Source organism: Planococcus rifietoensis (assembly GCF_001465795.2).
GTDB classification, from domain to species: Bacteria; Bacillota; Bacilli; order Bacillales_A; family Planococcaceae; genus Planococcus; species Planococcus rifietoensis.
In genome coordinates this window covers 3,457,811-3,472,812 of sequence record NZ_CP013659.2, presented here as the reverse complement: position 1 = coordinate 3,472,812, position 15,002 = coordinate 3,457,811, and the positions used below count along the sequence as shown (strand labels likewise).

17 protein-coding genes and 1 other annotated feature are annotated in these 15,002 nt (G+C 49.4%); of the genes, 8 read left to right on the top strand and 9 right to left on the bottom strand.

Annotated features, from left to right (window positions below):
* Nucleotides 1-62: 62 nt before the first annotated feature.
* Together AUC31_RS17360 and hisC are read right to left on the bottom strand one after the other, a co-directional pair.
* Nucleotides 63-971 carry an NAD(P)/FAD-dependent oxidoreductase gene (locus AUC31_RS17360; RefSeq protein ID WP_058382013.1) on the bottom strand — a complete coding sequence of 303 codons (909 nt, stop codon included), beginning with the start codon at nt 969-971 and terminating at the stop codon, nt 63-65.
* A 142-nt stretch (nt 972-1,113) separates the two neighbouring features.
* Nucleotides 1,114-2,217, bottom strand: a complete 1,104-nt coding sequence (gene hisC / locus AUC31_RS17355; protein WP_058382014.1) for a histidinol-phosphate transaminase — start codon at nt 2,215-2,217, stop codon at nt 1,114-1,116.
* 229 nt (nt 2,218-2,446) lie between these two features.
* Between hisC and AUC31_RS17350 the strand changes: the two genes are divergently transcribed.
* Complete coding sequence (locus AUC31_RS17350; protein ID WP_058382015.1) at nt 2,447-3,220, top strand: SurA N-terminal domain-containing protein; 774 nt, start codon at nt 2,447-2,449, stop codon at nt 3,218-3,220.
* 325 nt (nt 3,221-3,545) lie between these two features.
* Here the strand turns inward: AUC31_RS17350 and AUC31_RS17345 are convergent, their stop codons facing one another.
* Entirely contained in the window at nt 3,546-3,830 is a 285-nt protein-coding gene (locus tag AUC31_RS17345) for a DUF6509 family protein (protein WP_058382016.1), read from the bottom strand.
* A 132-nt stretch (nt 3,831-3,962) separates the two neighbouring features.
* Between AUC31_RS17345 and AUC31_RS17340 the strand changes: the two genes are divergently transcribed.
* The 3 genes from AUC31_RS17340 to AUC31_RS17330 all read left to right on the top strand — a co-directional run bounded on the left by AUC31_RS17340 (nt 3,963) and on the right by AUC31_RS17330 (nt 6,079).
* A complete protein-coding gene (locus AUC31_RS17340) occupies nt 3,963-4,607 on the top strand; it encodes an SDR family oxidoreductase (RefSeq protein ID WP_058382017.1) in 645 nt (214 codons plus the stop codon).
* A 70-nt stretch (nt 4,608-4,677) separates the two neighbouring features.
* Nucleotides 4,678-5,055: a nucleotide excision repair endonuclease gene (locus AUC31_RS17335; protein WP_058382018.1), complete on the top strand. Its 378-nt coding sequence runs from the start codon at nt 4,678-4,680 to the stop codon at nt 5,053-5,055.
* A 169-nt stretch (nt 5,056-5,224) separates the two neighbouring features.
* Nucleotides 5,225-6,079, top strand: coding sequence for a dimethylarginine dimethylaminohydrolase family protein (locus tag AUC31_RS17330; RefSeq protein ID WP_058382019.1), 855 nt, complete (start codon nt 5,225-5,227; stop codon nt 6,077-6,079).
* Between the two features lie 44 nt (nt 6,080-6,123).
* On the opposite strand, the gene AUC31_RS17325 is transcribed toward AUC31_RS17330, so the two are convergent.
* Together AUC31_RS17325 and trpE are read right to left on the bottom strand one after the other, a co-directional pair.
* Nucleotides 6,124-6,732 (bottom strand): anthranilate synthase component II, encoded by a 609-nt coding sequence (locus tag AUC31_RS17325; RefSeq protein ID WP_058382020.1) that lies wholly within the window; start codon nt 6,730-6,732, stop codon nt 6,124-6,126.
* Complete coding sequence (gene trpE, locus AUC31_RS17320; RefSeq protein WP_058382021.1) at nt 6,729-8,081, bottom strand: anthranilate synthase component I; 1,353 nt, start codon at nt 8,079-8,081, stop codon at nt 6,729-6,731. Before trpE ends, AUC31_RS17325 begins: the two co-directional genes overlap by 4 nt.
* A gap of 78 nt (nt 8,082-8,159) precedes the next feature.
* Nucleotides 8,160-8,363, bottom strand: a binding site (T-box leader).
* 190 nt (nt 8,364-8,553) lie between these two features.
* Here trpE and AUC31_RS17315 point away from each other — a divergent pair.
* The 3 genes from AUC31_RS17315 to AUC31_RS17305 are packed head-to-tail and all read left to right on the top strand — an operon-like array spanning nt 8,554 to nt 11,522.
* Nucleotides 8,554-9,813, top strand: coding sequence for an ABC transporter substrate-binding protein (locus AUC31_RS17315; RefSeq protein WP_058382022.1), 1,260 nt, complete (start codon nt 8,554-8,556; stop codon nt 9,811-9,813).
* A 7-nt stretch (nt 9,814-9,820) separates the two neighbouring features.
* Nucleotides 9,821-10,696: a carbohydrate ABC transporter permease gene (locus AUC31_RS17310; protein WP_058382023.1), complete on the top strand. Its 876-nt coding sequence runs from the start codon at nt 9,821-9,823 to the stop codon at nt 10,694-10,696.
* Nucleotides 10,697-10,712: 16 nt separating this feature from the next.
* Complete coding sequence (locus AUC31_RS17305; RefSeq protein ID WP_058382024.1) at nt 10,713-11,522, top strand: carbohydrate ABC transporter permease; 810 nt, start codon at nt 10,713-10,715, stop codon at nt 11,520-11,522.
* 35 nt (nt 11,523-11,557) lie between these two features.
* On the opposite strand, the gene AUC31_RS17300 is transcribed toward AUC31_RS17305, so the two are convergent.
* The 3 genes from AUC31_RS17300 to AUC31_RS17290 all read right to left on the bottom strand — a co-directional run bounded on the left by AUC31_RS17300 (nt 11,558) and on the right by AUC31_RS17290 (nt 13,282).
* Nucleotides 11,558-12,181, bottom strand: coding sequence for a cell wall hydrolase (locus tag AUC31_RS17300; RefSeq protein WP_058382025.1), 624 nt, complete (start codon nt 12,179-12,181; stop codon nt 11,558-11,560).
* A 236-nt stretch (nt 12,182-12,417) separates the two neighbouring features.
* Complete coding sequence (locus tag AUC31_RS17295) at nt 12,418-12,951, bottom strand: dihydrofolate reductase family protein (RefSeq protein WP_237150668.1); 534 nt, start codon at nt 12,949-12,951, stop codon at nt 12,418-12,420.
* A 55-nt stretch (nt 12,952-13,006) separates the two neighbouring features.
* Nucleotides 13,007-13,282, bottom strand: a complete 276-nt coding sequence (locus tag AUC31_RS17290) for a hypothetical protein (RefSeq protein WP_237150666.1) — start codon at nt 13,280-13,282, stop codon at nt 13,007-13,009.
* A 126-nt stretch (nt 13,283-13,408) separates the two neighbouring features.
* Between AUC31_RS17290 and AUC31_RS17285 the strand changes: the two genes are divergently transcribed.
* The gene (locus AUC31_RS17285; protein WP_058382027.1) at nt 13,409-13,909 is read left to right on the top strand and encodes a metallophosphoesterase family protein; all 501 of its coding nucleotides are present in this window, start codon (nt 13,409-13,411) and stop codon (nt 13,907-13,909) included.
* A 78-nt stretch (nt 13,910-13,987) separates the two neighbouring features.
* On the opposite strand, the gene AUC31_RS17280 is transcribed toward AUC31_RS17285, so the two are convergent.
* A complete protein-coding gene (locus AUC31_RS17280; protein WP_058382028.1) occupies nt 13,988-14,839 on the bottom strand; it encodes an STAS domain-containing protein in 852 nt (283 codons plus the stop codon).
* Nucleotides 14,840-15,002 lie beyond the last annotated feature (163 nt).

Below are 15,002 nucleotides of genomic sequence, written 5' to 3'. Positions count from 1 at the left end.
CCTCCCGGCTGTTTTCCTAAAGTCTACTGCACCTGCGCGCGACTATGCAACTGATACGGCGCCTACATTTCATCGAAATATTCGTTTATCAAATCCCCGCATACCCCGATGGCTGCGGCACTGCCTTCACCCGCGGCGATGACGAGCTGTGACGGAACGATCAGCGAAGCATCTCCTGCCGCATAAACATTCCACACATTCGTGCGCCCGTAATCATCGGTCAAGATCCCGCCGTGCTCGTTTTGTTTGCAGCCGAGTTCTTTAGCGAAATTGGTCGCATGGCTCCATAAAGGCGTGACGAACCCGGCACTGCGGTCGATCAATGTGCCATCTTCCAGCCGGACGCTTTGCAGCTTGCCGTTTTCCCCTTCCAGGCCGGAAATCGTATCTTCGTAAACTTTGATTCCCTTAGCGAGCAGCTTTTGCTTTTCCTCTTCTTCCAGACGCCCTTCACCGTTCGTAAAGACCGCCAAATCCCGGCTCCACGTATAGACTTCCTTCGCTAGCGTAAATACTTTTTTATCGGCAATGACCGCGAGCGGCTGATCGCGCATTTCCCAACCATCGCAATAAGGACAACTGAACAGAGTCGTACCGTAAAATTTCTCGATATCCGGCACATTCGGAAGCTCCTCTTTCAATCCCGCCGCGATGATGATTTTGATGCTATGAAAAACCTGTCCGCTGGCGGTCGTCAATTCGTAGTGGGTTTCAGAAATACGGTCGATGTTGACGACACGCTCGTTTTCCATTTTGACGCTTCCGTATTTGCGGATCTCCTCATGCCCGAGCCGCTTGAGTTCTTCTGGACAAATGCCGTCTCTTGTAATGAACCCATGCGCTTCGCGGGTCACTAAATTGCGCCCATTATCATCATCAAACAACACAGCATTCTTTCTCGAACGGCCAAGCACCAATGCAGCATTCAAACCTGCAGGGCCTCCGCCGATAATGGCACAATCGTATAGCATAGCGTTCATCCTTTTCTAATTTCGTTTTCCTCCCCTCTTCCCCCTTCGCATCTGCATTAAACAGAGGGACAGCCTAAAAAAACCGATTGCCCAGGATCTCCCGGACAATCGGTTTTTTAACGCAGGCTTCGTGCCCCACGCTTTATTTTTGGATCAATTCACGCAATGCCTCGACAAAGAATTCGTTTTCTTCCTCGGTGCCGACTGAAACCCTCACGTATTCTGGAAGGCCCCACCCTTTGCCATAGCGGACGATAACGCCTTTTTTCATCAGGTCTTGATAAAGTGCTTCTCCTTCTTCCCCCAATTTGACCAATACGAAGTTCGCCATGCTTTTCGTATACGGAAGACCCAGTTCTTCGAATGCTTCATAAAGGAACTCGCGCCCGCGGCTATTCGCCTCGCGGGATTGCGTCACGTGTTCATGGTCTGTCACTGCCGCCGTCGCAGCGAGCTGTGCTAGCGTATTGACGTTGAACGGCTCTTTCACTTTCAGGATCGACGTGATAATCGAATCCGCCGCGATGCCGAAACCGACGCGCACTCCGGCAATGCCATAGATTTTCGAGAAAGTTTTCAAGGTCAGCAACGGATAACCTTGGCGGATGAATTCAGTGCCGTCCGTATAATCGTCCGCGTCCGCGTAATGGCTATACGCAGCATCAAACACTACCAATATATCTCCCACAGCGTCCAATAATTTTTGGACATCCTGTTTCTTCATATAAGTGCCGGTCGGGTTGTTAGGCGAGCAGATGTAAATGATCTTTGTCTTGTCGGTCACTGCCGCGATCATGGCATCGACATCAAATGCAAAGCCTTGTGCGAAGGGCACTTTCACGACTTTTGCGCCCATGATGTGCGCACCGAAATCGTATTCGCTGAATGATGGGTCCGGCACGACAATTTCATCGCCCTGCTCCAAGAACGCTTCCGAAATAAGCGTGATCAATTCGTCCGCGCCGTTTGTCGGAATGACTTGGTTTTTTTCGACACCATGTTCTTTGGCGATTGCCATTTTCAGATCACTGGCATCCGCATCCGGGTAGCGGTTCAAGCCAAGAACGCCCTGTTCGATGGCTGCCACTGCTTTTTTCGACGGGCCAAGCGGATTTTCATTGGACGCCAGCTTAATGACGCGCTCCAAGCCCAATTCTTCCTGCACTTCCCAAATCGGCTTGCCTGGTGAGTAAGGCTGGATTTGATCCAAGGTTTTGCGTGCTTTGATATTCTCCAAATTCGCCATTATGTACGCCTCCGTCATCTATTTTTAATAATATTGAATGAATATGTACTGCCATCAATAATGATACCATTAAAGCTGGATTTCCTGCATATTCACCTTAGTTAAAGCAAAATAATAGTCTCTATTATTACAGAAAAATCCGTTTCCTGAAAGGGACACGGCCTACAATTTGAAACCCTTACCTAAATGTGGTTTACTTTAACGAGACTGACGAAAGAGGAGTTTTCACATGATTAAAAAAATGACATTTGTTTTTGCCCCATTCGCCCTCGCCTTAGTGCTCGGCGCATGTTCTGATAATGAAGAATCCACCGCAAACGAAGAAGCCGCGGCTCCTGAGACCGAACAGGCAGAAGGAACTGAAGAAAACACTGAAGAGGCTGCAGGAAGCGAAGAAGCAGCACCTGCTGAATCGGCGCTCGAACTTCCTGAAGAAGACGCCGTCGTAGCAGTTGTCAACGGCGAAGAAATTCAAGGCAAAGTGTACAATAGTGTCGCCCGCCAGTTCGAATCGACATTGGCATCACAAGGACAGGATCCTTCAACTGAAGAGAACCTTCAATTGATTGAAGACGAAGCGATGTCCGTCGTCATCGGCAACGCCGTGCTATTGCAAGATGCCAAGGATAAAGGCCACGAAGCCGATGATGCAGTCGTCGAAGAGCGCATGGAAGAATTGAAAGCCAACTTCGAGGACGAAGAAGCCATGAACGAAGCATTGGCTGAAACAGGCTTCACTCTTGAAGAAATGGAAGAGCAATTGCGCGAGCAGCTTGTTTATGAGAGCTATATGGAAGAAGAAATCGACTCACCTGAAGTGACGGACGAAGAAGTCCAGGCCGCGTATGACCAATTCGTTGAAAGCTCAGAAGAAGAAGCACCCGCTTTTGAAGAAATGGAACCAACCATCCGCCAATCATTACAAGAGCAAAAAGACCAGGAAGCTACTTTCGCGCGCGTAGAGGAATTGCGTGAAGAAGCTGAAGTCGAAGTAAAACTTTAATTTTCAAAAACCCCTACCATAACCGGTAGGGGTTTTTTCAGAGTGTTGAAGAAGTCTATAATACGCTATGAATGAAAAAGGGAATCACCTTTTCTACATTCAAAAATCAATGTTCTATCTGAGTATTTGGAGAAGCATTCGCTCGACTCCTGTGGGACTAGCGGGTTTGAGAGACCCCGCAGGAACGCAGTGACGAGGAGGCTCGATTCCCGCCCCACGGAAAGCGAGCGATAAGCTTCGGAAAATACGGCTTTCCACCTTTCTCGACAGCCTGAAAAACCCCTACCATAACCGGTAGGGGTTTTTTTGGTCTTACGGCCATTAGCTATTCAGCGAGACGCTCTTTGCAAAACGCCAAAACTTCCTGCTCTTCCTCTTCGTCCAACGCAAAATCGAGCGGCTTCTCACTGTCATTGTCGATAAAATGATAATCGGCAATGCGTGCATTGCCATCTTCTATCGCCAGAATCAGGCGCAAGTCAAGTCCGCCCGGGCGGTACAGTTCGTCTTCCTCGTCCACTTTGATTGCCATTGTGTACTCATAGCGCTCACCTGTCAGGATGCCAGTCGGGTCTTGCAATTTTTCAACTTCATAATTAATGATTTCCATTATTGCACCTCCATTGCTCTATTTTAGCTTTCATCTTGCCATTTGAATAGCATGGAGGGAAGGTTTGGCGTTTAAGTGCAGTAGATACGGGAAAACACCAAACAGACATAAAAAAATTAGGAGTGGATTTTGATGAACGTATTAGTTTTAGGAGCAAATGGCCAAGTGGGCCGCAATATTATAGAAGAATTAACCGAAAAAGGCCATGACGCGGTCGCGATGATCCGCAAAGAAGAGCAGCGCGGGGAAATGGAAAAACGCGGTGCGAAGAAAATCGTCCTTGGCGATTTGGAAAAAGACTTCAGCCATGCATTCGACGATGTCGACGCGGTCATTTTCGCAGCAGGCTCAGGCCCGAAAACAGGCGCTGACAAAACTCTGACCATCGATCTATGGGGCTCTGTCAAAGCAGCGGATTACGCGAAGCAAAAAGGCGTCAAACGTTTCGTACAGCTCGGGTCGGTCGGATCTGATGACCCGGATGCCGGCGGCGAGGAAATGAAACCTTACCTCGTAGCTAAGCGTACAGCCGATGACCTTCTTGAACAAAGCGGTCTCGACTATACGATTGTCCGTCCCGGCCCATTATCGGATGATGAAAAAACTGGCCATATCGAAGCAGCCACACACTTTGAGTCTTTCGACAACCGTTCGATCCCACGCGCAGATGTAGCACGCACACTTGCTGAGGTGGTCGACCGTAAAAACACTTACGGAAAAGTCTTTGAGATCCTCCAAGGCGAAGCTGAAATCTCCCAGGAACTCGACCGTCTGTAAGCTTTAGGCGGATGGCGTTCACGGCATTTCTATGGTAGACTAGCTTTACGATAATAGAGGACGTGATAACATGATTAATATTCAAGCACCGAAAGCTGACATTACCATCACTCAGCGCAAACAAGAAATTCAAGGCGATGAAGCAGTCATCAAACCGCTATATGGGTTTATCGATTTGCATGAAATTCCACGCGACAAAGGCGGCATCATTCAATTCTTCAACCACAGCGGCGAGCTGCTGTTTGTCGGCAAAGCCCGCAAACTGCGCCAGCGCGTGAAAAAGCATTTCGAAGACAATGTCTCGCCATTGAAAAACCATCGCGATGAAGTCCATCGCATTGCGGTTTCCATTGTGGAAGACCCGATGGAACGCGAAATTTATGAGACTTACCTGATCAATACAGGAAAAGCGAAATACAACGTCGATAAAGCATTTTATCGCGACTAAGGAAAACGGGCGCTCTCGATAGAGCGCCCGTTTTTTCTATTATTGACTTTTAAACACATGCCTTTTGTAAACTGCACCCAGCCAGATTTAAATAAACCCTTTTCCAGGTTTTATGAGACTGCGAAAAAGGAATAGTACTGTAAAATCATGCTCTTTGGAGGAACTCATTATGTCTACACACGCCAAGCCAGTCCCAGCGGCCGATTGCCGCAGCGAATACGATACCCTGCGCCATGTGCTCCTATGCCCACCACGCTTCATGGAAATTCGAGACGTCATCAACGATGTACAAAAACGTTATAAAGAGGAAAACATTGACGTTACGGAAGCTTTACGTCAGCACAACGCCTTTGTGGAGGCACTGGTTGCAGAAGGCGTTGACACCGCTTTTCTGGAGGCGTCTGAAGAATATCCGGAGCAAGTGTTTACACGCGACATCGGCTTCACGATCGGCGATACCGTATTCATCAGTGAGATGGCTGCAAATGTCCGCCAAGGAGAAGAACAGGTGCTGCAAACCTGGCTCGCTGAAAAAGGCGTCCGCTTCAAGCATTTGCCGGGACACCGCATCGAAGGCGGAGATGTCATGGTGGATCACGATACGGTATTCATCGGCATCAGCAGCCGAACTTCTGAACAAGCGATCGAAGAATTGCAGCGGCATATGCCAAATTTCCGCGTGATTCCTATCCAATTGAACGAAAAATATTTGCATCTTGATTGCGTCTTCAATATTTTATCGCCGACCGAAGCGCTGATTTTCCCGGAAGCGTTGGAACAAACGTCAATTGACATGCTGAGTGAGCGCTATACGCTGATTCCTGTCGAATCCGATGAGCAATTCAAGCTCGGCACGAATGTACTGTCGATTGGCGACCGTCGCGTCTTCAGCCAGCCGCAAAACACCAAAGTCAATAAACAGCTGCGCGAACACGGCTTCCGCGTCATCGAAACCGATTTTTCGGAAATCATCAAATCCGGCGGCGCTTTCCGCTGCTGCACGATGCCTGTTGCTAGAGGCTAAACAGAAAAAGCTGCCCGATGGGGCAGCTTTTTCTGTGTCTATCTTTAATCAAGATCGGCTTGCTGCATGTGGAGCCGGCTTTCGCGCGCAAGTTCCACGAACCTCGCCATCATATCGGTGCCTTCCGGCGTCCCGATCGATTCCGGATGGAACTGCAGCCCGTAGACCGGATGCCCTTTAAGCTTGATTGCCATGACGGTGCCGTCATCCAACGCTTCCGCCTGCACGTCAAAGCAATCAGGCATCGATGCTTTTTCGATGGCCAGCGAATGATAGCGCATGACTGGGACGCGCTCTTGCATTCCTGCGAACAAATCCGTTCCGCTATGGGACAGCTCGGAAACTTTCCCGTGGCGGATGACCGGCGCCTCGGTCACGCGTCCCCCGAATGCTTCTCCGAGCAATTGTTGACCGAGGCAGATGCCAAGGATCGGCACATCGCGGTGGAGCGCACGGATCAACTCGATCGATTCGGGTACATCTCTCGGATGGCCCGGGCCTGGGGACAGGATGATCGCCTGTGCTTCTTTGTTGCGGATTTCGTCGAGGCTCAATTGGCCGTAACGCACAACTTCCACCTCTTCACCGAGAGCTGCGACTGCTTGATAGATATTATATGTGAATGAATCGTAATGATCGATTAACAGAATCATCCGAACACCTCCGTCAACGAACGCGCTTTATGGAGCGTTTCCTCGTATTCGGCTTGCGGTTCGGAATCGAAGACGATGCCCGCTCCCGCTTGGACGTGGACAGCGCCGTCTTTGACCACGAATGTTCGGATGGCGAGCGCCACATCGAGATTGCCATTGAAACCGAGGTAACCGACAGCGCCGCCATAGACGCCGCGCCGCTCTTCTTCGAACTGCTGGATGAGCTGCAGCGCACGCACTTTCGGCGCACCCGATACGGTACCAGCCGGCAGGCAGGAAACGAGCGCATCTAGTGGATGCATCGCACCTTCTAATTCACCGGTCACTTCCGACACAATGTGCATGACGTGCTGGTACTTCTCGATGACCATGTATTTCGGGATCGCGACCGTGCCGACTTTTGCGACGCGGCCGACGTCATTGCGGCTGAGGTCGACGAGCATTTGATGCTCTGCCCGCTCTTTTTCATCCCCTAACAATTCGTTCTCAAGCGCTGTATCCTCCGCTTCGGTCTTGCCGCGCTTTCTCGTGCCGGCGATGGGATTGGTGACCATCTCCCCGCCGCGGATCGTCAATAGGCTCTCAGGCGAAGCGCCGACGACGGCATAGTCACCGAAATCGATATAAAACTGGTAAGGCGACGGATTTTGCTTGCGCAGTTTCCGATATAAGGTGAAAGCATCGCCCCGGTAATCCGCAGACAAACGCTGCGACAATACCAACTGGAACACTTCTCCTTTACGGATTTCCTGTTTGGCCAGTTCGACTTGTTCGCGGAACCGTTCAGCCGTCGTTTCAGAATGGAAACTTAATGTTTCCGGCTGGTCGCCCGGTTCTTTCTCCGCTGCCTGCTCAAGCTGCTCTGCAATTTCATCTGCGCGCCCTTCAAATGAAATGACCGTTACATCATGGCGGACATGGTCGAACACGACAATCGTTTCATATAGCTGCAAATGGATGTCCGGCATGTTCAGGCTGTCTTTACGGGCGCTCTCGACCGGCTCATACGCAGCGATGGCGTCATAGCCGATATAACCGATCGCCCCACCGGTAAATGGCAAGCCTTCTATATCACGATCGTCTTTCGGCATCAATTCCTTGATCCGCTCGAGCGGGCGCCCTTGTTCTGTTGAACGCTCGCCGCTCCGATAATCGATCACTTCCAACTGGTCCTTCAATCCGATAAATGCTTTTGACGGATCTGCCGCAATAAATGAATACCGGCCGCTTGCGCTCGTTTTCAGCGAGCTTTCGAGCAGGCATTTGTAAGGCCCTTGCAAACGATGGAACACCATGATCGGCGTCAAGCTATCTCCTTCTACTTTCTTGATCTGTACATCTCTTCTCATCTCGGCTCAACTCCTCTTTCTTTTGGGCACCGCCGGTTCAATAAAAAAAGCCCCCTGCACGAAATAAGATCATTTCGTACAGAGGACGGATCGACCGCGGTGCCACCTCATCTTGAAGCTCTCAGCTTCCACTTGAACCCCAATAACGCGGGGCAGACGGGCCTTCTTTTCAGATGGCCACTCATAAGTCCATTCACGCATGTGCAACACCGGTTTCCAGCTGTTCCCCGGCTCTCTGTCAGAAGCTATCCATGCGCTACTTTTCTTATTCAACGTTTTTTCATGTGGCGCTTTGTATCCGCAGTCCTGTAAAGTTGCCGCGCATTTAAAAGCTTGTGACCATCTTATGGAATTCAGAGCCGTCTGTCAACTGAAAGCAAACGCTTAATTTAGATAATTCTGTATTTATAAGAAGATTTGGGTTATAAATATAGTAGAAGAATGTTTCTAAAATCGAAGGGGGTATCAGAAAATGAAAAACAGACTTTGGCTGGCAACAGGAACAGTAGGACTTGGGCTTATACTCGGCGCTTGTGCAGGCGAAAGCGGAGGCGAGGACTCTTCTTCTGAGAGCGGCGACGCGACACAAATCAGCTTTATGCACTGGCGCGGAGAAGACAAAGCCGTGCTTGATGAAATCATTGCCGATTTCGAAGAAGCGAACCCTGATATTCGCGTAGAGCAGAACATCTATCCGTCCGACCAATACCAGGCGACGGCACAGCGCATGCTGCAGGAAGGTTCGACAGGAGACGTTTTCACTTCTTTCCCGGGCGCGCAATTTGAATCGATCCAAAGCGCCGGCTTTTTTGAAGACTTGAGCGGAGAAGAATTCGTCTCGAATTTTGACGAAAGCCTGATCGCTGTGGGTCAAAAAGACGACACGCAGTATGCGTTGCCTTATCAATTGGTATTCAATATGCCCGTCTATAACAAAGGCATGTTTGACGAACTTGGCCTAGAAGTGCCGAAAAGCTGGACGGAATTCCAGGAGATGGCTGATACCTTGCTCGAAAACGACATCACGCCAATCGCGTTCCCAGGCGCTGATATCGGGCCGAACCAATTCATGAACAGCATGATGATGAACAATGCGCCCGACGAAGATATTTTCGAAAAACTTCAGAACGGCGACGAATCCTTGACGAATGAATGGTGGGTCAAGACGCTGGAAGACTTTAAACTTCTCGCGGATAAAGGCTATATCCAGGACGATGCCCTCGGCACCAATCAAGATTCCGCCATGGCGATGGTAGCAAACGAGGAAGCGGCCATGCTTGCGACTGGTTCCTACCACATGAATTCCTTGCTCGACTTGAACCCGGACCTTGAGCTCGACTTGCTCGCGCCGATTACAGTGGAAGAAAGCGAAGCCACTTATGAAGGCATCAACACTGCCACTTTCATGCTGGCCGTCAACAGCAATTCTGATAAGAAAGACCAGGCGAAAGCGTTCATCGACTATTTGAGCCAGCCGGAAGTGGCTTCCAAATACGCCAATGAAACCGGACAGCATTTGACTGTCAACGACGTCGAATACGAGTCCGAAGCCCTGCAGAACACTTCGTATTGGATCGACGAGCGCAATACGCGCTTCCAGCCGCGCTTTTTGATCACCAACGCCCAAATTGAAGACGCGGTCCTCAGCTCAATTGAAAACGTGCTTGGGGGCGAAGATCCAATGGCGGCGGCTGAAGCAGCCCAGCAAATCGTAGAAGAAAACAGGGAATAACCAGTCCATGAGAATCTCCAAATCCATCTACCTGTTCTTTCTTCCGGGGCTTGTCTTATACAGCTTGTTCTTTCTATATCCAACCATCAGCGCCCTTTTCTATTCCTTTACCGACTGGGATGGTTTAAGCACTGCCTTCCAGTTTGTCGGCATCGACAATTACACCCGCGCATTTACGGGGGATTCCATTTTCCAGAAAACGATCGGCAATAACTTGAAGTTCATGCTGACGGTCGTCGTGTTCCAGACGCTGGTCGCGCTTGCTTTTGCGCTGATCGTCATCAAAAACACGAAAACGAATGTGTTCCTGCGGGCGCTTTACTTTTTCCCGACCATTCTTTCTTCGGTCTCGGTCGCGTTCATCTGGGCGTTCATTTACGACCCATCGATGGGCATCCTGAATCAAGTGCTCGAGCTCATCGGCCTTGATTTCCTTGCGCAAAACTGGCTCGGCAATGCCAATATCGCGATTTACTCGCTGGCTATCACCCAAGTGTGGTTCCATGCGGGACAGATGCTAATCATCTTTGTCGCGGGGCTTCAAGCCATTCCAGAAGAACTGTATGAAGTGGCAAAAATCGAAGGCGCCAGCAAGTGGCAGACGTTCAAAAGCGTCACTTGGCCGCTTCTTGCACCTTCCGCCACCATCGTCGTCGCCTATACGACCATCCAGTCGTTCAAAGCCTTTGATTTGGTGTTTGCCATGACCGGCGGCGGGCCGAACAACTCTACTGAAATCATCGCCACGTATATTTACGATGTCGCGTTCAAGAGCTATCAATTCGGCTACGCTTCTGCGATTTCCATCATTTTCATGGTCATCATCGCATTGATTACGTATCTGCAATTCAAGGCCTTGCGCTCAGACCGCGTATCTTACTAGAAAGGGGGCGGCAACTTTGCTGTTCAGGAAATTCTCACTGCTCATCTATGCGCTGCTGATCCTGATTCCGTTAGTGGTCGTCCTGTTGACGTCCGTCAAAACACTTCAGGAAACATTCCGCGACCCGCTCGGCTTGCCAGACGGCGGCTTTAAATTCGATAATTATGTCGCGATATTCCAGGAACAAACGATGGCGGGCTATTTTCTCAATAGCACCATCGTCACCTTGTTCTCGGTGTCGTTCACTTTGCTGCTCGCCGCGATGGTTGCATTTGGCATTACGCGCATGAATAACTGGATCGGCAATGTGCTGTTCGCCGTATTCACGCTTGGCATGATGGTACCCGCACAAGTTATCATGGTGCCGCTGTATTCGCTCATGCTGGATTTGGGGCTGACGAATAGCCTTCTTGGGCTGATTCTCGTCAACATTTCCTCGACCTTGCCGATTGCTGTTTTCATCCTGACCGGCTTTATGAAAACTTTGCCGAAAGAATTGTTTGAAGCATCGACAATCGACGGGGCCGGCAATTGGAAGATGTTCACGAAAGTGGCGATTCCACTATCCTTGCCTTCCCTCTCGGCTACCGCGATTTTCCTGTTCGTCATGCACTGGAACGACCTTTTGTACCCGCTCCTATTCATCACAGACAATGCCTACAAAACCTTGCCACTCGCACTTCTTGAGTTCCAAGGGCAATATTCCACCAATTATCCGATGCTGTTCACAGGCGTCATCATCGCCTCAGCGCCGATGGTCGTGGCCTACGTCTTCTTGCAACGCTACTTCGTCGCAGGCATCACAGCCGGCGCCGTCAAAGGATAACAAAAAGCCTCCGGAATTTCCGGAGGCTTTTCTTATTATCTGGCAAAGACATGCTTGCCGATTTTCTTGATGGTCGAACGAGTAAAGATCCACTGGTCAGTTGCCGTGACCGGGTTGTAATAATATGTCGCGCCGGAAGATGGATCCCAGCCTTTCGCCGCTTCCCGTACAGCACGGTAAGCGGAAGCGTTTGGCGTCAGCCAGTATTGCCCGTCATTCACTGCTGTGAAAGCGTTGCGCTGGAAAATGACGCCATATGTACTGCTCGGGAACACGCGGGATTGCACACGGTTCATAATGACTGCCGCTACCGCGACTTTTCCTTCGAATATTTCACCGCGGGCTTCGCCGTGGACAGTGCGTGCCATCATGTCGACTTGCTTCATCTTTTCGCGTGTCAACGGGCCGGTAAAGCCAGTCGCTTTTACGCCGAAATCACGTTGGAACTGCACTACGGCATCTTTTGTGATCGAGCCATAATAGCCAGTCGGTGCGAGGTGGAAATAACCGAGTTTTTGAAGCTTCGCTTGTAGTTCTGTAACTTCGCTTCCGGAAACGCCTTCGTGTAGATCAGGCGCATGGGCGGAAACTGCTGAATATGAAAATGTTAGAAAGAAAATCGTTGCTAAACTGAATAAGAGCACTTTAATTGTTTTCATGCTTCCTCTCCTTTTCCTTTTTGACAAGAATCGACAATTGATTCCTTTTTAAAGTATATCTTTGGCATATATCAAAAACAACATGACGGAGTTACTTTGTTTTCGAATTTTTCTATCAACTCGCTAGGCCTTTCTATGTCCAGTGCATTCTTTAGACCTACAAAAACGCACTTGCACAATCGGGGAAATGAAAAAAAGGCGAGCTATACGCCCGCCTTTCCACACTTTCCATCGATTCACTTTCTTCGTCTCGAGTAATGCAATTGCGCAACTTGACCGTCTTTCCCCACATTTTCCAAAGTGAAACCAAGTTGGCGCTGTGCTTTTTGAAATAAGGGGATACCGTCGCCAAGTGTTACTGGTGCAATGGAAATGATGAATTCATCGACCAGGTCTTCTTGCAACAGGCGCTCCAGCAGCAAGCTGCCGCCGACTGGCCAGATGGTTCCGCCGGGTTGCTGCTTCAATTTTTTCACGATGCTAGCTGGGTCTTCCGAAGTAAAGGTGATCTGGCCCTCGTTTTCTTTCGGATGGCTGGTGAATACATAGGAGCGCTGATCGACGTAAGGAAATTCCCCACTTTCATGTGAGACCACCCATTCATAGGTGCGCCTGCCGAGCAGAATGGTATCGACCGTTTCGATGAATTGCCCATACCCCGCATCTCCATCCATTTCCACATCCAATAGCCAGTCCAACGTCTCTTCGGGATCAGCGATATAACCGTCCAAACTTTGCGCGATATAACAAATGACTTTCCGTTCAGCCATCATAATTGCCTCCTTCAGTGGTTGGTTGCTGCCGCTTTCTTCGTCATTTGTTCAATCAGGATTCCAGTTCTTCCAATTGTTTTTTTGTTTGCGGGAATGCATTTGCCTGCCATTCCGAACGATACGCAGAATCCAATTGGGTCAATCCTTGTTCTGCATGGTCGTAAGGAGCATTAACGCTTTCCTCATGGTCGATTTCGTAGCTATTGTGCATATCGCTGTCTTCGTATACCCACACATTGCGCTTTCTGCCATTATAAGCTTTTAGCAAGACCAATCCTGCGCCGAGTGCCGCGCCAGATGCGATGAATTTTTTCATATCGATGCCCATAACGATCCCTCCAACTTGTTCTTTCTAAGTGTCTTCCCCTTTTTCAATTGCCTTAACCTCTGAAGGTTTTAGACGTATGCCCCAGAGTTTGGTAAAGTGAAACAAAATGATCCTGGAGGCGATTTGATGAAGAAAATAGTCATCGTATCTGATACGCATATTCCGAACCGCGGAAAAAAACTCCCTCAACCGCTTGTCGACGCCTGTGATGGAGCCGACTTCATCATCCATGCCGGCGACTGGCAAATACTTGATGTCTACCATGAATTATCAGCTTATGCTGAAACGGATGGCGTGGCCGGCAATGTTGACCCTTGGGACATCGTAGACCGTTTCGGGCGGAAAAAGATTTTCACATTCGGCGACTTGAAAATCGGCGTTGTCCACGGAGATGGCATACGCAAAACGACCGAACAGCGGGCTCTTGATAGTTTTGAAGGCGAAAACGTCGACATCATTGTTTTTGGCCATTCCCATCAGCCGCTCATGCGTGAAACGGACGGCCTGACTTTATTCAACCCCGGCTCACCGACCGATAAACGCCGTGAACCGCAATACTCATTTGGGCTGCTTGAAATCAGTGATACTTGGGAGCTCAAACATGTTTTTTTCGATAAAGAAGACTAACAAAAGGCCATTTCCTGATTTAAAGGAAATGGCCTTTTTATGGCCGGAAGATAGGCGGCATCGGCAAAATAGAGCATTTCAATTTTTTTCGAAGCTAAACCCGAGCCGCTTGAGCGCCGTCTCAAGATTCGCTTCGATCATCGTTCCTTTCAAGGCCTCGGCGAAATGGGGGACTTTCAACGCCATAAAAGGCTGGATGCCTGTCACGACCGGCTGGACGCCGATCAAGCCCAACACCTTCACGAGTTTCAATAAATATTCACCGACTTGTGAGTTGATCTGCGATACACCGGATACATCGATCACCAGTACTTCGATGCCTTTCTCTGCACAACCGTGCATGGCATGGTCGATGATCGCCTGTGCCCTCAATGCCCTGACTTCGCCGATGATCGGCAAAATTGCCACTTTCCCGACAATGGGGACCATCGGCGCAGCCAGCGATTCAATTTCCCCGTATGCCCGTTCCAGTTCCAAGACGTACGTCAATAAAGTAGCGAGGGTTTCAAAAATGAACGGCAAATCCGCCGACAGCTCGCATGGGCCATCGTCGAGACCGCAAACGGTGCCATAGCTTGAGCCGTCCTCATAAAAAATTGGCACGCCGATAAAACAACCTGCTTCGAATCCATCCGCAATTCCTAGAGATCGTGTCAATTCATGCTCTCCGATATGTTCAATGATCAATGCCTGTGCGCCATGCTCGACGCTCAAAGCCGACAACATGCATGGCAGCGGGGATGCTTCGCCTTCTTCAATTAAATGGTGCTTCGTATTATGTACCTTGACGATCTTTTGGACGCCGCCCTCCTGCTTTGCGATATAGAAGCTGTTCATGCCTGCTTGCTTGCTGAGAATTTGGAGAATATATGAAGCCGCTTCATCGAAATCACTGAAATCCCTTATTTTCTCCAGATTTCCTCTCACCATTCAGCCATCTCCCCTTTCCCACTTATGCTTGAACCGAAAATGACGCCAATACTTTTATCTTCCTTCATTATAGCGCTCTTTAATATCTGAAATGTTTAAATTGTGTAACAAAAACAGTTTTTTTAGCATGTTCATTATTTCCAAATATCGGGTATACCTTAGC